General features: G+C 72.7%; 14 protein-coding genes. 13 read left to right on the top strand and 1 reads right to left on the bottom strand.

Going from position 1 to position 23,269, the window contains the following annotated elements:
• The first annotated feature begins 80 nt into the window (after positions 1-80).
• The 7 genes from V4Y04_RS05090 (at position 81) to V4Y04_RS05060 (ending at position 12,799) form a co-directional block, all read left to right on the top strand.
• On the top strand, positions 81-1,499 hold the full coding sequence (locus V4Y04_RS05090) for a HEAT repeat domain-containing protein (protein ID WP_332426102.1): 1,419 nt from the start codon (positions 81-83) through the stop codon (positions 1,497-1,499).
• 162 nt (positions 1,500-1,661) lie between these two features.
• A complete protein-coding gene (locus V4Y04_RS05085) occupies positions 1,662-2,786 on the top strand; it encodes a glycosyltransferase family 4 protein (RefSeq protein ID WP_332426101.1) in 1,125 nt (374 codons plus the stop codon).
• Positions 2,783-4,102, top strand: coding sequence for a glycosyltransferase (locus V4Y04_RS05080; RefSeq protein ID WP_332426100.1), 1,320 nt, complete (start codon positions 2,783-2,785; stop codon positions 4,100-4,102). The genes V4Y04_RS05085 and V4Y04_RS05080 overlap by 4 nt, the downstream gene beginning before the upstream one ends.
• A gap of 17 nt (positions 4,103-4,119) precedes the next feature.
• Positions 4,120-5,022: an SGNH/GDSL hydrolase family protein gene (locus V4Y04_RS05075; RefSeq protein ID WP_332426099.1), complete on the top strand. Its 903-nt coding sequence runs from the start codon at positions 4,120-4,122 to the stop codon at positions 5,020-5,022.
• A gap of 502 nt (positions 5,023-5,524) precedes the next feature.
• Positions 5,525-7,051, top strand: coding sequence for a hypothetical protein (locus tag V4Y04_RS05070; protein ID WP_332426098.1), 1,527 nt, complete (start codon positions 5,525-5,527; stop codon positions 7,049-7,051).
• Positions 7,052-7,184: 133 nt separating this feature from the next.
• A complete protein-coding gene (locus V4Y04_RS05065; RefSeq protein ID WP_332426097.1) occupies positions 7,185-8,066 on the top strand; it encodes a hypothetical protein in 882 nt (293 codons plus the stop codon).
• Positions 8,067-8,149: 83 nt separating this feature from the next.
• A complete protein-coding gene (locus V4Y04_RS05060) occupies positions 8,150-12,799 on the top strand; it encodes a hypothetical protein (protein ID WP_332426096.1) in 4,650 nt (1,549 codons plus the stop codon).
• A 93-nt stretch (positions 12,800-12,892) separates the two neighbouring features.
• Here the strand turns inward: V4Y04_RS05060 and V4Y04_RS05055 are convergent, their stop codons facing one another.
• Complete coding sequence (locus V4Y04_RS05055) at positions 12,893-13,579, bottom strand: hypothetical protein (RefSeq protein ID WP_332426095.1); 687 nt, start codon at positions 13,577-13,579, stop codon at positions 12,893-12,895.
• 419 nt (positions 13,580-13,998) lie between these two features.
• Between V4Y04_RS05055 and V4Y04_RS05050 the strand changes: the two genes are divergently transcribed.
• From V4Y04_RS05050 to V4Y04_RS05025, 6 genes are all read left to right on the top strand, one after another.
• The gene (locus V4Y04_RS05050) at positions 13,999-16,965 is read left to right on the top strand and encodes a nitrate- and nitrite sensing domain-containing protein (protein WP_332426094.1); all 2,967 of its coding nucleotides are present in this window, start codon (positions 13,999-14,001) and stop codon (positions 16,963-16,965) included.
• Between the two features lie 13 nt (positions 16,966-16,978).
• On the top strand, positions 16,979-17,413 hold the full coding sequence (locus tag V4Y04_RS05045) for a roadblock/LC7 domain-containing protein (RefSeq protein ID WP_332426093.1): 435 nt from the start codon (positions 16,979-16,981) through the stop codon (positions 17,411-17,413).
• 9 nt (positions 17,414-17,422) lie between these two features.
• Complete coding sequence (locus tag V4Y04_RS05040) at positions 17,423-17,818, top strand: DUF742 domain-containing protein (protein ID WP_332426092.1); 396 nt, start codon at positions 17,423-17,425, stop codon at positions 17,816-17,818.
• A 24-nt stretch (positions 17,819-17,842) separates the two neighbouring features.
• On the top strand, positions 17,843-21,538 hold the full coding sequence (locus tag V4Y04_RS05035) for a hydantoinase B/oxoprolinase family protein (protein WP_332426091.1): 3,696 nt from the start codon (positions 17,843-17,845) through the stop codon (positions 21,536-21,538).
• The gene (locus V4Y04_RS05030) at positions 21,519-22,124 is read left to right on the top strand and encodes a GTP-binding protein (RefSeq protein ID WP_332426090.1); all 606 of its coding nucleotides are present in this window, start codon (positions 21,519-21,521) and stop codon (positions 22,122-22,124) included. Before V4Y04_RS05035 ends, V4Y04_RS05030 begins: the two co-directional genes overlap by 20 nt.
• Before the next feature lie 306 nt (positions 22,125-22,430).
• Positions 22,431-23,249: a M15 family metallopeptidase gene (locus tag V4Y04_RS05025; protein ID WP_332426089.1), complete on the top strand. Its 819-nt coding sequence runs from the start codon at positions 22,431-22,433 to the stop codon at positions 23,247-23,249.
• The last annotated feature ends 20 nt before the right edge of the window (positions 23,250-23,269 follow it).

The raw sequence follows: 23,269 nt of genomic DNA, 5'->3' as shown, positions 1-23,269 counted from the left end.
CGGGCGCCCCGACGTGTTGGCACGCGGCCAGGTAATGCAGGTCCCCGGTTGCGTCGACGCTTGATGTGAGGCTGTTTCCCATGTTCGATCCGGTCATAGCGCCCAGCGGTACGCTGCTCGGCCTGCTCCAGCGGGGTCGCGGCGACGGCACGCTGCACGCGCTCACCGCCCCGCGCTCCGAAACGCTCGAGGCGCTGAACCACTGCGTGCTCCACGACCCGCGCCACGACTGGCAGGTGGAGAACCGCTCCCTCTACTACGCCCGCCTCTACCTCGACCTGCACGGCGAACTGGACGCCATCGAGGCCCACCTCTTCGATGCCGAGGACATCCTCGACACCGAGGAGTCACGCACCGGCCTCGCCCTCGCCGTGCTCGGACATCTGGCCTCCTACGGCAGGCGGGACGCGCTCGCCCTGTTGCGCAGGTACGCCGCCCAAGGTGCCAACTGGTCCTGGGCCCTGGACGAACTGGCCCTCCGGGACGACGACGCCGGCCTGCGGGCCCTCGCCGCCCCCGTGCTCGCGCGGTTCGCCACCGACCCCGAGGGCGAGGGCGAACTGGCCGCCACCGTCCGTGACGCCTTCGAACCGCGCCCCTGGCGTCTGTGGGCCGACGATCCGCGCGAATCCGTCGCCACCCGCGTACGGGCCGCCCAGGAAGCCGGCTGCTTCGACCGCTGGCAGCGGCAGATGCGCCCCACCGGGCCCCGCCCCGGGTGGAGCGTGCAGGCCGTGTTCGCCTGGGCCCAGCAAGGAATCGAGCGCGGCGCCGCCCTGCATGTCCCGGCCGCCCGCTGCCTCACCGCCGTGGCCGGCCCCGAGGACCGGCCCGAGATCCTCCGTGCCGCCGAGGACGGCACGGAGGGCGCCCGCTGCACCGCCCTGCGCTACCTCGCCGACAGCAATGACCAGGACGCCCTCACCCTGATCGAGCACGCCGTGGCCACCGGGCCGGCGCCCGTCGTGGAGGCCGCCCTCGACGCCTTCGAACGGATGCAGAGCCTCACCGCCGTCGACCGCGCGCGCCGCTGGGCCCGCCGGCCCGACGCCCTGGGCGCCGCCGCCGGCCGCGTCCTCGCCTGCCGGGGCGGTCTCCAGGACCGCGACCCGGTCCTCGCCGCCCTGCGCGAGGCGGTGCGGGGGGAAGGCCCCGACGCGCCGACCCTGTGGACCCTCGTCGACGGCGCCGGACGCCTGGGCATCGCCTGCGCCGCTCCCGTACTCCGCCACATCTACCGCGAGACCGCCTCCTCCCACCTGCGCGGCCGGGCCGCCCGCGCCCTCGCCGCCACCGACCCCTCCTACGGCAGCGGCTTCGCCGTCGAGTGCCTGTGGGACTGCGAGGAGTCCACCCGCGAGATCGCCGCCCGGCACGCCGAGACCGGCGACACCCGGGTCGTCGAGCGCCTGCGCAGGCTCGCCGCCGACCCGGCGGAGGAGGCCGAGGTGCAGACCGCCGTACGCAGCCGGATCGGTCCCGGGGAGACCGTCGTGTGACCGCCCGGGCACGCGCAGTGTGAACAAGGGACGCCCCGCGGGTCAGGTGCGCATGGATGGCGTTCGGCCTGCGCAGGTGTGCGATGCAACGCTCACGGGACGTTCTCCCACCGGAAAGATCCACGTTGACGTGGCCACGTCCGGCGCGACGAGAACATCCGTATGCGAGTCGTCATCGTGACCGAATCCTTCCCCCCTGATGTGAACGGCGTGGCTCACTGCGCGCTCCAGACCGCCCGGCACCTCGTCGACCGCGGTCATGTCCCTGTCGTCGTCGCCCCCGCCACCGCGGGTGACGAGCTCGACCACCGGGCTCCGTGCCCCGTCGTCCGGGTCCCCTCCCTTCCGCTCCCGGGCTACCCGCAGGTCCGCGTCGCCCTCCCCGGCCGACGCGTCGCCGCGGCGATCGCCGAGCACCGGGCCGACCTCGTCCACCTGGCCGGCCCCTTCGTGCTCGGAGTGCGGGGCATGGCGGCGGCCTCGCGCCTCGGACTGCCCGCCGTCGCCGTTTACCAGACCGACCTCGCCGGGTACGCCCGCACGTACATGGGCGCCGGTCAGGCCGCGGCCTGGCGCCGGATCAGGTCCGTCCACTCGGCCGCCGACCTCACCCTGGCCCCGTCCGGCGCCGCACGGAACGACCTCCGGGCGCACGGCATCCCCAGAGTCAGGATGTGGCCGCGCGGCGTGGACACGGTCCGCTTCCGGCCCGGCCTGCGCGACGAGGCGCTACGCCGGGAACTCGCCCCGAACGGCGAGCTGATCGTCGGTTACGTCGGCCGGCTCGCCCCCGAGAAGCAGGTCGAGCTGCTGGCCGGGGTGAGCACCCTGCCCGGAGTACGGGTACTCGTCGTGGGCGACGGACCGAGCAGGCCGAACCTGGAACGGACCATGCCCGGCGCGGTCTTCCTGGGGCGCCGCACCGGCGACGAACTCGCCCGCATCTTCGCCTCGCTGGACGTCTTCGCCCACACGGGCCCCTTCGAGACCTTCTGCCAGACCGTGCAGGAGGCCATGGCGAGCGGCATACCCGTGGTCGCGCCCGCCGTGGGCGGCCCGCTGGACCTGGTCGTCCACGGACGCACCGGGTTCCTGGTGCCGCCGCGCGACGCCGTCGCCGTACGGGACGCGGTCCGGTCCCTGGCCGCGGACCCCGCACTACGGGTCTCCTACGGGGCGGCGGGGCGCGCGATGGTCGAAGGACGTACCTGGGCCGCCGTCGGGGACCAGCTGATCGGCTACTACACGGACGTGCTGACCGGGCGCCGGACGGCGGTGGCGGCATGAACGGGACCGCGGGAACGGGGGCTCCGCCGACCGGTGCGCAGTCCGCCGGATTCCCGTCCGCCGCAGCCCGGGCGGTCCCCACGCCGTCGGCGGACGATGCCCAGGGGGCCGAAGACCCGCTGCGGATCGTACGGCTCGCGAACTTCGTCGCACCGGCCTCCGGCGGACTGCGCACCGCGCTGCGGGAGCTCGGCAAGGGCTACCGGGCGGCGGGGCACGAGTCCGTGCTCGTCGTCCCCGGCGACCGGACGAGCGACCGGGAGACCGAGCAGGGGCGGGTGATCACCCTGCCGGGGCAGCTGCTGCCCGGCACCGGCGGCTACCGCGTCCTCACCGACAAGCGGCGGCTGACCGCCCTGCTCGAGGAACTGGCTCCCGACCGGCTCGAGGTGTCCGACCGGACGACCCTGCGCTGGACCGGGAGATGGGCGCGGCGGGCCCGGGTGCCGGCGATCATGGTCTCCCACGAGACCGCCGACGGTGTGCTGCGCACCTGGGGGATGCCCGAGGGGGCCGCGCGGCGCACCGCCGACGCCCTCAACATCCGTACCGCCCACACGTACGCGCGCGTGGTGTGCACCACCGAGTTCGCCGAGCGGGAGTTTGCCCGGATCGGGGCTCGCAACGTCGTACGGGCACCGCTCGGGGTCGACCTGGCGGAGCGGCGTCCCGCGCTGCGCGACCCCTCGGTGCGGGCCCGCTACGCGCGCGCGACGGAGACGCTGCTGGTGGCCTGCACCCGGCTGTCCGTGGAGAAGCGGCCCGGTACGGCGCTGGACGCGCTGGAGACGCTGCGGCGGCGCGGACGCCAGGCGGTGCTGGTGATGGCCGGGGACGGGCCACTGCGGACGCGGCTCGAACAGCGCGCGCGGGAACGCGGACTGCCCGTCGTCTTCCTGGGACACGTCCCGGACCGGACGTTCCTCGGCGCCCTCCAGGCTTCCGCCGACGTGTGTCTGGCGCCGGGGCCCGCGGAGACCTTCGGGCTCGCCGCACTGGAGGCGATGGCCTGCGGCACACCCGTGGTGGCGAGCTCCTCCTCCGCGCTGCCGGAAGTGATCGGCTCCTCCGGGGCGACCGCGGCAGACCGGGGGGAGTCGTTCGCGGACGCCGTCGAACTCCTGCTGGGAAGGCCGGAGACGGAGCGGCGGGAGGGGGCACGCGCGCGTGCGGAACGCTTCGGGTGGCCGGCGGCGGTGGCGGCGTTCCTCGACGCCCACGAGGCGCCGGGGCAGGCGGCCGTACGGGACGACGCGCGGGAGGGCGTGGCACCGGGCCGGACGGCGCCCGCGGTGCTGCCGGGAGGTTCGCTGTGAGACCTGCCGGGAGACCCGTGCGCTTCGTGGCTCTCGGGGACTCGCTGACCGAGGGTGTGGGGGATCGCGCCGACGGCGGATGGCGGGGCTGGGCCGCGCTGCTCGCCGGGTCGCTCGGCGAGCAGCCCGCGCGGTTCACCAACCTCGCGAGGAGCGGGGCGCAGACGCACGACGTGCTCGAAGCACAACTGCCCGTGGCACTGGGCCTGGGACCCGACCTGGTCTCGGTCGTCGTCGGGGTCAACGACACCCTGCGCCGGAGCTTCGACATCCACGCCGTGGCCGGACGGCTGGACCGGGTGTACGCGGCCTGCACCGCCCAGGGTGCCGTGCTGCTCACCGCGTGCCTGCCCGACCCCGGCGGCGTCATGGGCCTGCCCGGGGCACTGGCCAGGCCGCTGGCCCGGCGGCAGAGTGCGGTCAACGCCGTCGTCCACGCGCTGTCCGACCGGTACGGCGCGGTGCACCTGCACGCCGGCGAGGGCGACTGGGTCACCGACCGCGCGATGTGGAGCGTGGACCGGATGCATCCCGGCGAGCGGGGGCACCGCCAACTGGCCGTGAGGTTCCACGCGCTGCTGGTGGAACGCGGCCTCGAGGCCGGACCGGCGCCCTCGCCCGACCCGCAGTCCGCGGCACCCGCCCCGGGGGCGAGCCTGTGGTGGATGGCCACCGCCGGCACCGGATGGGTGGCCCGCCGGTGCACCGACCTGCTGCCCCAGCTCCTCGTGCTCGCCGTCGACGAACTGCGGCACCGCGCGCGTGGCACGAGCATCCGGCTCGACCTGCGGGCCTCCGCATCGGTGTCGGCGGCATTGGCCGCGCTGCCGGCGTGGGAGCAGAGGCTGCCGGCGGGGGAGCAGAGACCGGGCACCTCCCAGGGGGTTGTAGCTGCTTGCCGGGAATGTGTACGAGGTTGAATCAGCTTGATCGTGTGGTCGGGTGCTCAACGGCTTGCGGCATGCTGGGCCGGCCGGGCTGACGTGATCGTGCGATCTGCGGCGCCGGGACGGTGTCGGCGTCGGCGTGCGGGGCCCCGCTCCACCGGAGCGATGGTTCGGGGCCTCCCCGTCGCCTCCGGCCCTACCCGCGTGGCAGGTCGTGCAGGGAACCGGCCTCCTGGAACCGGACCACGCACGGGATGCGTGTCGCCGCCCCGGGGTTGAGTACGCCGGGGACCTGGGGGTATCTCCCACGCCCTTGAGGCAGTGGGGGAGCGCCCAAGACCGTTCGGGGCGTGCGGCTGAACGGGCTCACTCCCGCTCAGTCAAGAGGAACGGTTCAGCGGCGCCCTGCCGCAGTGAAGCGGAGGCGCATCGGCGCAGGACGAGGGAGGAGGAACGGGGCGTGTGACAACCGCGACACCGTGACGCATCTGCGTCGTTTGGGTCGTTGTCAGACCGAGGACCTAGTCTGTGCACCGTGACTTCACCAGCATCGACGGACAGCGCTCCGCCCCAGCTCAGCACGGGGCCGCGGCCCGCGCCGGGCCCGGCGGCCGACGAGGGGCTGGCCCGGCGGCTGCGCGCGCTCGCCTGCACCGCGCCGTTGCACGACCTCGACGCGCGCAAGGCCAACCTGGCCGGCGAGTACTCGGTGTACGGCATGGCGGAGATCGCCCTGGCGGCCATCGACCTGGTGACACTGAACATGGACTTCGACACAGGCGCCGACCATGACCAGATAGTGGCCCGGCTCATCCCGCGTATCGCCGCCCATGCCCCGCGCCGGCCCGCCGGTGAGCATGAGCGGGTGGCCCGCTGGGTCCTGGAGAACCTGATCAACGTCGGCAGCGTCGACCGCGGCTTCCGCGCGGTGTACGGCGTGTTCGGCGCGGACGGCGCCTACGTCCGCCGCGACTACGACTTCAAGCTGATCGAGGAGGTCCCCGGCCTCGGCGGCACCGTCTACCTCCGCACCACGGACGAGGCGGTCAACGTCCTGGTCGGCGCCCTGGACACCGACGTCACCAGCGCCCAGATCGCCGCCGAGGTCAAACTCGAGGTGCTCATCAGCCGGGGCAGGCTCGCCGACGCCCAACTCGCCGCCGAGCAGGCCCGCTACCGGACCGTGCAGTACTCCGAATCCTTGCGCCGGGCCCTGGACGCCACCCGGCGCAATGTGCGTGCCGTGGACTGGCTCACTGCCGTCCCGGACATGATCGCCGAGGCCCTGGACCACATCGCGGACCGGTACCGCCACGAGAACGCGATCCTCACCAACATCCGCAGGGCCCGCGACGAGTCGGAGGAACCGGAGCACAAGCGCAGGGCCGCCGAGCTGGTGGACATCGTCAAGGACTGCATCCGCAGGCACACCCAGCTGCAGTCCCGGCTGCTGGAGGCCGGCCCGCTGTTCCGCGCCGAACAGGACCGGCAGGCCTTCGCCACCCCCGCTTCGTCCTCGGGCACCGACCTCTACGGACACCTCCTGGCACCGCTGCTCCCCCTTCCTCTGGAGCAGGCGGTCCGGGTGACCGACACTTTCTTCGCCCGCGGCACCGGACTGCGTACACCGGTGTCCGTCCGGGTCGCCGATCTCGTCGGCATCCTGCTGACCCCGCCGGTGGAGCGGGAGCACCTGGGCGCCGAGATGCCGGAACCCGACCTGATCGCCACACCGGACGACAGCCGCTTCACCGAGAAGCAGCTGGCGGCCGCGACCGCGCTGCTGGAACTGCCTGCCGACGCGCCCCGCCGGCTGTCCGGACTGCTCGCGGAGGCACGCCGTCAGGACCCCGAACTGCCGTACCTGGTGGCGCTGCTGGCGGTCCATGCGGCCAGCCCTCCGGTGGGCACCGCCTACCGCCAGGGCGAGCGGCGGCTGCTCTTCGCGGTGGACGACGGCGTCGAGCTGGACGACTTCGAGTTCGGCGGCGCCGACCTCATCGTCGGCACGGCCCTGTTGGACGCGGCGGGGATGGCGGCGGACCGGACGGAGGCGGCGTGACGAGCCTTTCGCCCGGGGACCGGGAGCCGTCCGCGGCCGGTGGCCCGGTGACAGCCATTTGCACTGCCCGTACTGCCCGCGGCGCCGTCCCTGCCGCACCCGTCGTCGTCCCGTGCGAGGAGGAACCGTGTCCGTGACCGAGTATGCCGAGTGGAGCGAGGCGGAGCCCGCCGTCGCACCGGCGATCGGCGCCGTCACCCCCGCCGACGCCGCCGACGCGGCGCGGCTCGTCGCTTTCGGCCTCCAGCCCAAGCTCCAGCCGGCCCGCGACCAGGAGTACGCGGATCTGTTGCGCCGCTACCGCGAGGACCCGCTGTTCGCGCGGCTCGCCGACGCCGTGGCCACAGGCCTCGGGCTGATCGTCCTGGAGGTGTCCCCGCGTGCCGGAATGGCCGTGACCGCCGCCGAGGACTCGGTGTTCGCCGTCCGTATGGGCGACTACGCGCGGCGCACTTCCGCCGACGGCGGAGACAGGTTCCTGCACGGGCTCGCGCACCTCGCCGTCGCTGTCATGGCGTTCCCGCGCCCCGAGGACCTCGCCGACGACGGCTACATCGGACGGGTCACCGTCAACGGCGTCGACGCCTTCGTGCGCCAGACCTGCCACCGGCTCGAGGAGCGGGCCGCGGAACAGGGCGAGAACACCGACCCGGCCAGCGACGCCCCCGGGCTGGAGACGGCCTGGCGGATCTGGGCGAGACGCAGCGCGACCGGTGCCACCAAGGACGCCCGCAGGCTCGCGGGCTCGACCACCGGCATCGTCGCCAAGGCCGTCACCTTCCTCACCGAATCCGGCTTCCTGCAACGCACCGGCGACGACAACGGCGGCACCTACCGGACAACGGCCCGCTACCAGCTCCAGGTGCGCGACCTGGCCGGCAGCGCGGCCCTGGCCGAACTGCTGGAGCTGGGCGTCGTCCCGGTCACCGACGGCACCCCCACGCTGCTGCCCGCGGACAGCGGCGACGACCTGGACCTGGTGGCCGACGCGGGCCTGCCGTTCCACTCCACCTGAGCCGCCCTCTCGTCACCACGTCCTGTGCCCTCACTCTCCGTTGCCCGAACCCCCCCACCTGCCGAAGACTTCGAGAGTCCGCCATGTACGAGCTGTCCCGGGTCCGCCTCTACTCCATCGGGCCCGCCGGTGCGCGCTACGCCGACACCGTGCTTGACCTGCGCGGTGTCGGCGAGACCGTGCCGCAACCCGCGCCGACGCAGGCGGAGTTCTTCGCGGAGGAGCCCGTCGGCCCGCCACGTCGCCCCGCGCCCGCCGGGGTGCTCTTCCTGGAGAACGGCGGCGGCAAGTCCGTCCTGCTGAAACTGATCTTCTCCGTGATGCTCCCGGGCCACCGCAACACGCTCGGCGGCGCCAGCTCCGGCGTGCTGCGCAAGTTCCTGCTGGCCGACGACTGCGGCCATGTGGCCCTGGAGTGGCAGCACGTGCTGACCGGCGAGTGCGTCGTCGTCGGCAAGGTCAGCGAATGGCGTGGGCGCCAGGTCTCCAACGACCCGAGGAAGTTCGCCGAGGCCTGGTACTCGCTGCGACCCGGCCCGGGGCTCAGCCTGGACAACCTTCCCGTCGCCGAGGCCACCGCCGTACGGCGGCCCGCCGACGGCCAGTCGGGCGCGCGGGGCCGCCGCCGCACCATGAAGGGCTTCCGGGACGCGCTCACGGAGGCGGGCAAGACGTATCCGCACCTGGAGGTGCACTGGGAAGAGACCCACGAGCGCTGGACCGAGCACCTCGGTGACCTGGGACTCGACCCCGAACTCTTCCGTTACCAGCGGGAGATGAACGCCGACGAGGGCGAGGCCGCCGGTCTCTTCGCGGTCAAGAAGGACTCCGACTTCACCGACCTGCTGCTGCGCGCCGTCACCGACGGCCGTGACACCGACGGACTCGCCGACCTGGTCAGCGGCTTCGGCAACAAGCTGGGCCGGCGTGCCGAGCTGATCGCCGAGCGGGACTTCACCGCCGGGTCCGTCGAACTGCTCGGCCGGATCGTCGAAGCCACCGGCGCCCGTAGCCGGGCACGGGAGATCAACACCGCGGCCGAGCGTCGCACCCGCACCCTGGCCCGCAGGCTCTCCGCACGCGGCCGCCAGGAACGCGTCCGCGCCGCGGACCTCGCCCACCGGGTCACCGCCGCCGCCGACGCCGTCACCCGTGCCGGGACGGCCCGTGAGCACAGCGCGCTGATCTCCGCGGAGATCGCCTACCGGCACGCCTCCCTGGCACTGACGGCGGCGGAGAAGTCCGCCGCCGCCCAGAAGCGTGAACTCGCGGACGCCCGTACCCTGTACGCGGCCTGGCAGGCCGCCGAGGCGGCGCTGCGCCACCGCGCCGCCGCCGACAGGGCGGCCAGGGTCTCCGCCGCGATCCAGGAGGCCGAACGGGACGCTGCGCCCGCGCTCGCCGCCCGGGCCAAGGCCGCCGTCGACCTCGTACGCGTCCTGCACACGGCCGCGCAGAACGCGGAGAATCTCGCCAACGAGGAGGAGGAGCGGTCCGCCGCCCTTCAGGAGGTCAGCGACACCGCCCACCGCGACGCCACGGCCGCCGCCACCGAGACACAGCGAGCGCGCAGCGAGATCGGTCACCTCAGGCAGCGGCTCGCCGAGGTCGAGCAGGAGACCACGGAGGCCGTCCGGGCCGGCTGGCTCGACGACAGCGCCCCCGACGCCGACCCGGCCCGCGCCGCGCTCGCGGCCGGCGACGCGGAGAAGACCGCGGTCACCGCTTGGGACACGGCCCGTGAGACGTCCCACCGGGCGACCGAGCACGCGCGCGAAGCCGCCGCGGTCGAGGCCCGTGCGGAACTCACCGCCGCCCGCGCGGCGGATGCGGTCACAGCGGCCGGCCGCGCCCACGAGAGCGAGCTGCGCACCGCGGAGGCCCTTGCCGCGGAGGAACGGCCGGCCGAGCTCCTCGGCCTGCCCGTAGCGAAGGCCCGCCCCTGCGTTCCATGGCCCCGCCCCGACACGGACGCCGAGCCGGGCGACGGCACCGCCACCGAAGGCGCCCTCACCGCCAAGGAACTGGACCGATTCGCCGACGACCTGCGCGAACTGCTCGAGGAGGCGGTCTCCTCCGCCGAACGCCAGCTGTTCGAACTGCGTACCGTCGCCGCCGACGACGCCCGCATCCTCGGCGCCCTCGGCGACGGCGGGCTGCTGCCGCCGGGACCGGACGTGCTGGCCACGGTCGAGTTCCTCGGCGAGCACGGCATTCCCGCCCTGCCCGGCTGGCGCTACCTCGCCCAGGCCGTCGACCCCGCCGACCACGCGCGCGTGCTGGCCGCCCGCCCGGAACTGGTCGACGGCGTCGTCATCACCGACCCGGACTCCCACACCCGCGCCCGCGCGGCCCTGAGCGACGCCGCACTGCTGCCCCGCTCCGCGGTCGCAGTCGGCACGGCTGCCGCCCTCCTCGCACCGGCCCCGGCGTCGGGCGCGGACACCGGCGACGTCTTCCTGGTGCCGCCGAACCCGGCCATGCACGACGAACACGCCGCCGACGAGGAACGGCAGACACTGCGTGCCCGTGCGACCGCACGCGACGAGGAGATCCGGGTGCTCGCGGCACGGCTTGCCAAGGACCGCGAGCTGACCGCGCGGCTCACCTCCTGGCGCACCGGCTGCCCGCCCGGCCGGCTCACCGAACTGGCCCGCGCGGCGCATGACGCCCGCGTCTTCGCTGAGGAGTCCGAGGCGGAGCTGGCCGAGGCACGCACCGTGCGGGCGGAAGCCGAGGAGGCCGCCGCCGAGGCCGTCCGGGTGCGTGACGAGCTCCAGGAGACCGCGCAGAAGGCCCGGCGTGCCGCCGACGCCCTCGCGGGACTCGCCTTCCGGCTCCGCGAACGGGCAGGCTGGCAGGCCACACTGCGCGAGCTGGCCGACGACGCCGCCGAGGCCGAGGCCCGCGCCCAGGCCTGTCTGGAGCGCGCGCGGACCGCCGACGAGGACCGGCGCGGCGCGCAGCGGGCAGCCGACGATGCCCGGCGCACCGCGCGTGCGCTGCGCGCCGAGCGCGCCGAGATCGCGGGCGCCCTCGAGGACGTACCCGAGGACGCGGCCGGGGTCGGTACCGAACCGTCGCGGATCTCCCTGCCCGCTCTGCGCGAGGCGTACCGTGCCGCGTCCCAGGTGTACGAGAAGGTCGGCGTAGGTGCCGACCTGCGCGCCGAGCAGGCCCGCGCGGAGAGCGACGAGAGCGCGGCCCGCGCGGAACTGGACCGGCTGAGCAACAAGGTCCGCAACCGCGCGGAGCAGCTGCTCGAGTCACCCGACGGCTCGGACGGTCCCAGCCGGCAGGCCGCCGCCGCCCGCGCCGAGGAACTGGTGCAGCTCCTGGAGACCCGGATGTCGAGCGCGAGCGAGCAGCTCGGGCGACTGCGCGGCGAGACCGAGCGGCTGGCACCCGAGGACGGCGGGCAGCACACCGCGCTCCCCGAGGAAATGGTGCCGCGCGACGCCGAGCACGCACAGGCGCTGCTGCGCACCGCCACGGCCGAACTGGCCTCCCGGACGGAGGGACTGGACAGTGCCAGGGAGATCCACGGCGATCTCCTCGACGCGCACCGCGGCGCCGAGGACGCGGCCGAAGGCTTCGACGAGATCGCCGCTATGCTCCGCGACCTGCTCCGGGAACACACCTCGGAGGAGGAGCCGGAGCAGCCCGAGCCCTATCCCGGCAGCCCGGAAGAGGCCCGCCGGTCCGCCGGGGAGGCCCGCAGATCACTCCGCGGGTGCACCGCCGACCTGTCCGCCGCCGAGTCCACGGTGCGCGAGGCCAGCGACATCCTGGTCCGGCACGCCAACTCCACACGCTACGAGCAGGTCCGCACCCCCGCCCGGCAGCAGATCCGCGAGCTGCCCGCCTCGGCGCTGCCCGAGCACGCCCAGAAGTGGGCGGACGCCTTCGCACCCCGGCTCCGGGTCCTCACCGACGAACTGGAACAGCTGGAACGCAACCGCGACTCGATCGTGGACCGGCTCAGAGGGCTCGTCGAATCGGCCCTCGCCACTCTGCGCTCCGCCCAGCGGCTGTCGCGGCTGCCCGAAGGGCTCGGCGAGTGGTCAGGGCAGGAATTCCTGCGTATCCGCTTCGAGGAAACCGACCAGGCGACCCTCACCGAGCGGCTCGGCGAGGTCGTCGACGAGGCGACCAGCGCAGCCGTCCGCAAGAACTCCGACCTGCGCCGTGACGGCATGTCCCTGCTGTTGCGCGGAGTCGCCGCCGCCCTCCGGCCGAAGGGCATCGCCGTCGAGATCCTCAAACCGGACGCCGTGCTGCGCGCCGAGCGGGTCCCTGTCGGACAGATGGGCGACGTGTTCTCCGGAGGGCAACTGCTCACCGCGGCCATCGCCCTGTACTGCACGATGGCCGCGCTGCGCTCCAACGACCGGGGCCGCGACCGGCACCGGCACGCCGGCACCCTGTTCCTCGACAACCCCATCGGCCGCGCCAACGCCACCTACCTGCTGGAGCTTCAGAGGGCCGTGGCCGACGCGCTCGGTGTACAGCTCCTCTACACCACCGGTCTGTTCGACACGACGGCACTCGCGGAGTTCCCCCTGGTCATCCGTCTGCGGAACGATGCCGACCTACGGGCGGGCCTCAAGTACATCAGTGTCGAGGAGCACTTGAGGCCGGGCCTGCCGAGGGAGACCTCCGACGAGCAAGCCGTGCACAGCGAGATCACGGCCACCCGGATGTTCAAGAGGCCTGCTCCGGCGAACGGCTGACCAGGCAGCGCCTCCTCGACGCCCCGGGCCCCGGCCCGTCCGAGCGGGTCCGGGGCCTGCCCGCCTGTCCCGCAGGGCGGCAGAGCGTCCGGTTCAGGGATGGGACAGCCGACCGGACCCGCCGCCCTGCCGCCGTATTCGCGCCTGCGCACGCTGCGTGGACCGCTCCTGGCGACGGACACGGCGCCGCTCGCGCCGCAGGGCCCGCGCGGTGCTGCTGGGTGCGGACACCACGCCGTTGCGCTGGTTCCAGACCTGGCGGGTCACCCACACGTCGAGGACGCCCCAGGTGGCCAGGATGGTGCTGACGACGCTGCTGATGACCATGGGGAACGCGAGCCAGGAACCGGCGAGCGTGCACAGGAAGGCCACCATGGCCTGAATCAGCGTGATCGCGACGATGATGACCGCACGCACGGCCGATGTACGCACCGGATCCGGCAGTCGGCGCCGCCGCGCGGGCTCCTCCACCCACAACGGCCGATGGTTCGGCTGCCGGCGGGCCTCGTCCCCGGTGCCGCGGCTCCCACCGGTCCTTCCGGCAGCGCCTGCCCCGGGTCCGGCGATGCCCGCGGCAGCCCCGGTCCGGTCCTCGCCGTCCCATGTCCCGGTCACGCCCGCCGACACCTCGTCAGTCCTGGTCGTGGGAAGGTCCCGGATGCCGGCCGCGCCTCTGCCTGCCACGGGAGCGCCGCAGTTCGGAGCCTTGCCGTCCGGCCGTTCCATCACCTGCGCCACCGCGTCGCCCTCGGGCGACCTGTGCCGCTCCGCCGTGCCCATCAATGTGTCACTCCCCACCGCCGGCAGACCGCCTTCCCGGGTCCCAGGACCCGGTTCCCCAACGACTGCCCGGCTTGCACTGATTTACGCCGACCGGATACGGGACGGGACTTCTGTGGCCGATTCCGCACCCATTACCCACAGAGAAGGACGAACGGCGCGTCACAAAGATTCCCGAGTAAGGAAAGGAATCGGCCAAATCCTACTCACGGGTGCTGTGGCTCGTTCCGTCGACCCCTCCCGTGAACCGGGAGTCAATCTCACCCAATGCCCGGACAACTCACCATGTCTCGCCGTCGGTACGGAAGTTCGGATTCCGGAGAGCTCTTCGAGTTGGCCGTGGCGCGGTAGTAGGCTCGCGCCGTTTGTTGACGCACATGTGTGCCCCCGGCTGTCCCGGGGCCGAACTGGGGGAGGCCATGCGCTTTCGCGGGAAGTCCATCCGCCGGAAGATCGTGGCGCTGCTTCTCGTGCCGCTGGTGTCCCTGACGACGATCTGGGCCTTCAGCACCCTGCTGACGGGCCGTGAGGCAAGCCATCTGTTCGATGTGTCGTCGGTGATGGAAGAGGTCGGTTACCCCGTCGAGGACACCGTCCGTGTCCTCCAGCAGGAGCGCCGCCAGACTCTGGTCCATCTCGCCGACCCGCGTGCCTCCAACGGGCTCGCCGCGCTCCGCCGCAGCCGTGCCGCCACCGACAAGGCCGTCAGCAGCGTCCGGGAGAACGTGGCGAACCCCGATGTGCGCGACGCCATGGGCCAGGACACCGAAGCGCTGAGCGCGGTACTGGACTCCTTCGAGGGCATCGAGCCCCTGCGCCGCAGTGTCGAGGACGGCACCGTCGACCGCTCTCAGGCCCTCGGCCTCTACAACCAACTGATCGACCCGTGCTACACCCTGCTGGCCGGGTTGCACGTGGTCGACGACGTCGGGCTGGACAAGCAGTACCGCGCCCTCGTCAGCCTCGCCCGTGCCCGCGAACTCCTCGCCCGCGAGGACGCCCTGCTCGGTTCCGCCCTCATCGTCGGCGCGCTGTCCCGCTCCGAGGTCCGGGACGTCTCGGACTTCGTGGCCCAGCGCACGCTGCTGTACGACGCCGGTCTGCCGCAGCTGCCCGCGCCGGAACGGGACCGCTACGAGAGTTTCTGGAAGAACGCGGCGTCCGCGCCGCTGCGGGTCGCCGAGGAGGCGGCCATCTCCTCCGGCACCGGACCGCCCCACGGGATCACCGCGAGGAGCTGGGACACCGCAGCCGGCCATGTGCTCGAGGAACTCGGCACCCTCAACGACCAGGCCACCGACCGCTACCAGGACCGCGTCCGCCCCGTCGCCATGGGCGTCATCACCCAGGCCGTCGTCGCCGGTCTTCTCGGGCTGATCGCCCTGCTCGTCTCGCTCTTCCTGTCCGTGCGCGTCGGCCGCGGCCTCATCCGTGACCTGCGGCAGCTGCGCCTGGAGGCCCACGAGGCGTCCGGTGTGCGACTGCCCAGCGTGATGCGCCGCCTCTCGGCGGGCGAGCAGGTGGACGTCGGGACCGAAGTCCCGCGCCTGGAGTACGACAGGAACGAGATCGGCGAGGTCGGCCAGGCCCTCAACACCTTGCAGCGCGCCGCCGTGGAGGCGGCCGTCAAACAGTCCGAACTGCGCTCCGGGGTCTCGGAGGTCTTCGTCAACCTCGCCCGTCGCAGTCAGGTCCTGCTGCACAAACAGCTCACCCTCCTGGACACGATGGAGCGCAGGACCGACGACACCGAAGAACTCGCCGACCTGTTCCGTCTCGACCACCTCACCACCCGCATGCGCAGGCACGCCGAGGGTCTGGTGATCCTCTCCGGCGCCGCGCCCTCCCGGCAGTGGCGCAAACCCGTTCAGCTCATGGATGTCGTGCGCGCGGCCGTCGCCGAGGTCGAGGACTACGAGCGCATCGAGGTCCGCCGACTGCCGCGGGTCGCCGTCACCGGCCCCGCCGTCGCCGACCTGACTCACCTGGTGGCCGAACTCCTGGAGAACGCCACGGTGTTCTCCCCGCCGCACACCGCCGTCCAGGTCCTGGGGGAGCGCGTCGCCAACGGCTTCACCCTGGAGATCCACGACCGAGGTCTCGGCATGGCCGCCGAGGCGCTGCTCGACGCCAACCTGCGGCTCGCCGAGACACCGGAGTTCGAACTCTCCGACACCGACCGGCTCGGACTGTTCGTGGTCAGCCGTCTCGCACAGCGGCAGAACGTCCGGGTCTCCCTGCAGCCGTCTCCCTACGGCGGCACCACCGCGGTCGTCTTCATCCCGGACGCGCTCCTCAGCGACGAGGTTCCGGACACCAACGGCGTCGGTTTCCGTCTCGACCGGCCCCGGCGCACCAAGGACAGGGAATCGGAGGACAACCGGCGTCTCGCGCTCTCCCAGGCGCCCGTCCAGCTGCCCGGACTGCCCGCCTCGCTCCTGAACGGTCCGGTCGAACTCGAGGCCCCTGTCGACCTGGACGCCCTCGACGACTATCCGGGCGCGCCGGGGGACGAGGACGACGAGCACGGCGGCCTGTTCGGTCACCGACGCCCCCCGTCCCGCACCAAGGACGAGCGGCCGGGCCGCCGCCGCGGCGAGCCCCACCCACAGGCCACCGGCATCGGCAAGGCCAACGATGACGGGCCGGCTCTGGACGTGCGCGGCCAGGCGGGTGCCCCGGCCCCGCCGCCCCGCAGGGGAACGCCCAAACTGGTCAGCTCGCACGGACGTCCTGTCGGCGACGAACACGTCCGCCGGGAGCGGCCGGACCAGGACATCGGTATGTCGTCCGCCCGCCCGGAACAGGAACCGGCGCCCGGGCTGCCGACCCGCCGCCGCGGTGGGCAACCCTCCCCGGACCCGGACCCGGGGCCACCCGACGGGGGGAAACCGCCGCCCCTGCCCGCCCGTCGGCGGGGCGCGGCCTCCCGTCCCCGGATCGGCGCACGCGCCGACGACCGGCCCGCGGAGCAGGCGTCCCACGGCTCCGCCCGGGAGGACGGCCCACCCGCCCCTGCCGCCGGTGGCCCTCCGGGCGGCTCCGGACACCCCCCGAGCGCGCCGGACGCCCGCCAGGAGCACTCCGCGGCGAACCCGGCGGCCGAGCCGGGCTCCGGCAGCGCCCCGCAGGACACGGGCGCCGGCCCGGCCGACGCCGCATCGCTGCCCCGACGCGTACGACAGGCCAGCCTCGCCCCCCAGCTCAAACGGAGCGTGCCACGACGGAACGAGGAGAGAACCCAGCCCGTCGAACGGGACGCGGAGGAAGTACGCAGCCGCATGGCCTCGCTCCAGCGTGGCTGGCAGCGGGGCCGCGAGGAGAACGCCGTGGGCGACGAAGCCCCCGGCGGGGCAGCACCACAAGGAACGACCAGGAATGACTAAGGGGGGACGGTCGATGACCGCACCGCACACGACCGGCCACGCCGGCGACGGCAAGGGGGAGCTCAACTGGCTCCTCGACGACCTGGTGGCCCGCGTCGCGAATATCCGAAAGGCCGTCGTGCTCTCCGGCGACGGCCTCGCCACGGGGTCCTCCCAGGAGCTGACCCGGGAGGACAGCGAGCATCTGGCCGCCGTCGCCTCCGGGTTCCACAGCCTCGCCAAGGGGGTGGGCCGTCACTTCGAGGCGGGCAGCGTCCGCCAGACCATCGTCGAACTCGACGAGGCGTTCCTGTTCGTCACGGCTGCCGGGGACGGCAGCTGCCTCGCCGTTCTCGCCGACGTCGACTCGGACGTCGGGCAGGTCGCCTACGAGATGACCCTCCTCGTGAAGAGGGTGGGCCCGCATCTGGGAACCGAACCGCGTACCGATCCGCCCCCGGGCGGGTAGTGGGATGGCATGAGTGCTGACGGTGAGGGAAGAAGCCACTGGTTCGACGACGAGGCCGGACCGGTCGTCCGTCCGTATGCCATGACGCGGGGCCGCACCTCGAGTGCGGCCCAGCACCGCCTCGACCTGATCGCGGTGGTCGTCACCGAACCCGACGCGGACGATCCGGAGACGGACCCCACACTCTCCCCGGAACACGTGGACATCGTCGAACTGTGCCGTGACACTCCGCAGACGGTCGCCGAACTCGCGGCGGAACTCGACCTGCCGATCGGAGTGGTACGCGTCCTCGTCGGCGATCTCGTCGACCTCGAATCCGTCCACGTGAACCGGCCCGTTCCCCCTGCCGAACTGCCGGACGAGAGTATTCTGCGCGACGTGATCAACGGCCTCCGGGCGCTGTGATCGGCGCGGAAGCGGGGTACTGACATGACAGGCTGGCAGTTCTGGGTCGACCGGGGCGGCACCTTCACCGACATCGTCGCCCGTCGGCCCGACGGACGGCTCCTCACACGCAAACTTTTGTCGGACAACCCGGCCCTCGACCGGCCCGGTCGTGCTCCCGGCGGGGCGGAACCCGCAGCCGACGCGGCGGTCGCGGGTGTCCGCGAACTGCTGGCCGGCTCCCGCGATCCCGTCGAGTCCGTACGCATGGGAACCACGGTCGCCACCAACGCCCTCCTGGAGCGCACCGGCGAACGCACTCTCCTGGTCATCACCCGCGGCTTCCGCGACGCCCTGCGCATCGCCTACCAGAACCGCCCCGCCATCTTCGCCCGTCGCATCGAACTGCCCGAGCTGCTGTACGAACGGGTCGTCGAAGTGGACGAACGCATCGCCGCCGACGGCACCGTTCTGCGCACCCCCGACCTGGACGCCCTCGTCGAGCCGCTGCGCCGGGCTCACGACGACGGCATCCGGGCCGTTGCTGTGGTCTGCATGCACAGTCACCTCCACCCCGCCCACGAACAGGCGGTCGGGGAACTCGCCGCGCGCATCGGCTTCTCGCAGATCTCGCTGTCCAGCGAGGTCAGTCCGCTGATGCGGCTCGTTCCGCGCGGCGACACGGCCGTCGTCGACGCCTACCTCTCGCCCGTACTGCGCCGCTACGTCCGGCAGGTGGCCGATGCCCTCGACGGCGTACGGCTGATGTTCATGCAGTCCAACGGCGGCCTCGCCGAAGCCGCGCAGTTCCGTGGCAAGGACGCCGTCCTGTCCGGGCCGGCCGGCGGCATCGTCGGGATGGCCCGTATGTCGCAACTCGCCGGCTTCGACCAGGTCATCGGCTTCGACATGGGAGGTACCTCCACCGACGTGTCCCACTTCGCGGGGGACTACGAACGCGTCTTCACCACACAGATCTCCGGCGTACGGCTGCGCGCGCCCATGCTGGACATCCACACCGTCGCCGCCGGCGGCGGCTCGGTCCTCCACTTCGACGGCTCCCGCTACCGCGTGGGCCCGGACTCGGCGGGCGCCGCCCCCGGCCCCGCCTGCTACCGGGCCGGCGGACCGCTCGCCGTCACCGACGCCAACGTCATGCTCGGACGTATCCAGCCCGCCCACTTCCCGGCGGTGTTCGGCCCCAACGGCGACCAGCCCCTCGACGCCGGGCTCGTCCGCGACCGCTTCGCGGATCTCGCACGCGAGATCCGCGAACGAACCGGCGACGACCGCACCCCGGAGCAGGTCGCCGAGGGCTACCTGCGGATCGCCGTCGCCAACATCGCCGCCGCGGTGAAGCGGATCTCCGTCCAGAAGGGCCACGACATCACCCGCTACGCCCTCACCACCTTCGGTGGCGCGGGCGGGCAACACGCGTGCATGGTCGCCGACTCCCTCGGCATTCGCACCGTCCTCGTGCCGCCCATGGCGGGCGTCCTCTCCGCACTCGGTATGGGCCTCGCCGACACCACGGCGATGCGTGAACGCTCCGCCGAAGCACCCCTGGAACCCGCCGCGATGCCCGGCATCCACCGGATCGCCGACGACCTGGAAGCGGCGGCCCGCGCCGAACTCCTCGCCGAAGACGTCCCCGAGGACCGGATCGGGGTCACCCGCCGGGCACAGCTCCGCTACGACGGCACCGACACCGCCCTCACCGTCGAACTGGCCGACCCCAGCACCATGCGCCGCGCCTTCGAAGAACGTCATCGCGCCACGTACTCCTTCACGCTCGACCGCCCGATCGTCGTGGAAGCCCTCTCCGTCGAAGCCACCGGCATCACCGAACCCCCCGATCTCTCCGCCCTCGCCCCGTACGAAGGCCGCCCGTCCGCCCCGCGCCGCGTTCGCCTCCACACCGGCGGCACCTGGCGCGACGTCCCCCTCCACCACCGCGAGGACCTACCCCCCGGCAGGACGGTCACCGGACCGGCGATCATCACCGAGGACGGCTCCACGACCGTCGTCGACGAGGGCTGGCGGGCCGCTCCGAACGATGACGGGCATCTGGTCATGGAACGTGTCGCGATTACGCAGAGTTCCGATTCCGGTACCGAAAGCGACCAGGAGTCTCGCCCGGAGGCCGACCCGGTTCTGCTCGAGATCTTCAACAACCTCTTCATGTCCATCGCCGAACAGATGGGCGCCCGCCTCGAGTCCACCGCCCAGTCCGTCAACATCAAGGAGCGACTGGACTTCTCCTGCGCCCTCTTCGACCCGGACGGAAACCTGGTGGCCAACGCTCCTCACATCCCCGTCCACCTGGGCTCGATGGGCATCGGCGTCAAGGAGGTCATCCGGCGGCGCGGCTCCACCATGCGCCCGGGTGACGCCTACGCCGTGAACGACCCCTACCACGGCGGCACCCATCTCCCCGACGTCACCGTGATCACCCCGGTCTTCGGTACCGGGTCCGCCGACACCGCACGGGGTGACCGAAGTGTTCTCTTCTACGTCGCCTCACGCGGCCATCACGCCGAGATCGGCGGCATCGCCCCGGGTTCCATGCCCGCCGACAGCCGCACCATCGACGAGGAAGGAATCCTCTTCGACAACTGGCTGCTCACCGAGAGCGGACGGTTCCGCGAGGAGGAGACCCGCCGCCTCCTGACCGGCGCGCGGTACCCCTCCCGCAACCCGCGGACCAACCTTGCCGACCTGCGTGCCCAGATCGCCGCCAACCAGAAGGGCGTCGACGAGGTCGGCCGGATGATCAGGAACTTCGGTCTCGACGTGGTCCAGGCGTACATGCGGCACGTCCAGGACAACGCCGAGGAGTCGGTGCGCCGCGTCATCGACGCCCTCGACGACGGCGAGTACGCCTATGAGACCGACTCCGGGGCCGTCATCCGCGTGCGCGTACGCGTGGACCGCGCGGACCGCTCCGCCACCGTCGACTTCACGGGCACCGCAACGCAGTTGCCCACCAACTTCAACGCCCCCTTCTCGGTCGTCAACGCGGCCGTCCTGTACGTTTTCCGCACCCTGGTGGCCGACGACATCCCGCTCAACGACGGCTGCCTGCGGCCGCTGCGGATCATCGTGCCACCCGGCTCCATGCTGGCGCCCCGGCCGCCGGCCGCCGTCGTCGCGGGCAATGTGGAGACCTCCCAGAGCATCACCGGCGCCCTCTACGCGGCGCTCGGCATCCAGGCCGAGGGCTCCGGCACCATGAACAACGTCACCTTCGGCAACGCACGCCATCAGTACTACGAGACCGTCGCCTCCGGCTCGGGCGCGGGAGAGGGCTTTCCCGGCGTGTCCGTCGTACAGACCCACATGACCAACTCGCGCCTCACCGACCCCGAGGTCCTGGAGTGGCGCCTGCCCGTCCGCATCGACGAGTTCGCCGTGCGCGCGAACAGCGGCGGGGCCGGCCGGTGGCATGGCGGAGACGGTGCGGTCCGCCGGATCCGGTTCCTGGAGCCCATGACCGTCTCCACGCTGTCCCAGCACCGCAGGGTCCCCCCGTACGGGATGGCGGGCGGCGCGCCCGGAGCGCTCGGAGCCAACCGGATCGACCGCGCGGACGGCACCGTCACCGCGCTGAACGGCAACGACTCGGCGGACGTGCGCCCTGGCGACGTGCTGGTCGTCGAGACCCCCGGCGGCGGTGGCTACGGTCCGCCGCCCGACCCCCATCGAGCAGGAGAAAAGTACGATGATTTTCGGGCGTTCTGAGCGCGGGAAGCCCCCGGTCGAGCCCGTCACGCTCAAGATCCTGGTGGCCGGCGGCTTCGGCGTGGGCAAGACCACGCTTGTCGGCGCGGTCAGCGAGATCAGGCCGCTGCGCACCGAGGAACTGCTCACCGAGGCGGGGCGCCCGGTCGACGACCTCAGCGGGGTGGAGGCCAAGGGCACCACCACGGTGGCCATGGACTTCGGCCGCATCACGCTCCGCGAGGACCTGGTGCTGTACCTCTTCGGCACGCCCGGCCAGGAGCGGTTCTGGTTCATGTGGGACGAGCTCGCCGAGGGGGCCCTCGGCGCCGTCGTCCTCGCCGACACCCGGCGGCTGGAGGACTGCTTCGCGGCCATCGACTACTTCGAGCGGCGCTCCATACCGTTCCTTGTAGGCGTCAACTGCTTCGAGGGAGCCGCGCGTTACCCGGCTGATGACATTCGCCGGGCCCTCGATCTCGACCCGGACATACCGCTCCTGATGGGCGACGCCCGGGACCGGGAGTCGGTCAAGGCGATCCTGATCGGGGTCGTCCAGCACGCCATGGCACAGGCAGCGCAGTGCCGCCAGGCCGTCGCCACCTGAACCCGAGGCGATCCGGCCGGGCCTCCTCCCGCCGGTATCGGCGCCCTCCCGGTACCGAGGCGGACCTCGTGCCCGTCCGCGCCTGCCCGGCCCAGTACCCGGCTCGCCCGTCCAAGGGCTTCGCCGCCTTCCTCGGCGGGGCGGGACGGACGGCGGCCTGCCGGTGATCCGTCACACTGCCCGGTGCGCACACCTCCGTCACCCTCCTCCAGTATTCCTGACGGTCCGTCATGAATGTGCCACGGGTGAGCGGACAAGGTCAGGGTGCTTCCCCGCTGAACCCGTCTCCTGATAGATGCAGGAGACATGACACAACTCTCCGCCGCGGTACGCGCTCTGGCCACCGCACTCGCCGCGCTGACGGCGACGACCGCCGCGACCGCCCCCGCAGCATCCGCCCCGGCGACGCCGGAGCACAGGGCCCCGAAGGACTTCGTGGCGCTGAGCAGCGTGGATCCGACGATCATCCAGGAGGTCCGCTACTTCACCCCGCACAACTTCGTGGGCGAGCGCATCGACGGCTACCGGGAGCCGCTGTGCATCCTCACCCGCCCCGCGGCCCGAGCCCTCCACGAGGCCCAGCGGAAGCTGCTGCCCCGCGGTTACTCCCTCAAGGTGTACGACTGCTACCGGCCCCAACGCGCCGTGGACCACTTCGTACGCTGGGCCAAGGACCCCGACGACCAGGCGATGAAGGCCGAGTTCCACCCGAACGTCGACAAGTCCCGGCTGTTCGCCGACGGTTACATCGCCGAGAAGTCCGGCCACAGCCGCGGATCGACCGTGGACCTCACCGTCGTACGGCTCCCCGCCACGCCGACCCGCCCCTACCGGCCCGGAGAACCTCTCACACCCTGCTTCGCGGACCAGGACGAGCGGTTCCCCGACAACTCCGTCGACATGGGCACCGGCTACGACTGCTTCGACACCCTCAGCCACACCCTTGACCCCCGCATACAGGGCGAACAGCGGGCCAACCGGTCGCTCCTCAAAAGCACCCTGGAGGACCTCGGCTTCGTGAACCTGGCCGAGGAATGGTGGCACTACACCTTCACACCGGAGGCCCATCCGGACAGCTACTTCGACTTCCCGGTGTCCAGGAGATCACTCGCCGGCCACCGCTGACCGGCCCCCCGGAGACGCCT

The sequence above is a fragment of the Streptomyces sp. P9-A2 genome, from assembly GCF_036634175.1.
GTDB classification, from domain to species: domain Bacteria; phylum Actinomycetota; class Actinomycetes; order Streptomycetales; family Streptomycetaceae; genus Streptomyces; species Streptomyces pratens.
This window is presented reverse-complemented; position numbering and strand designations above follow the sequence as displayed.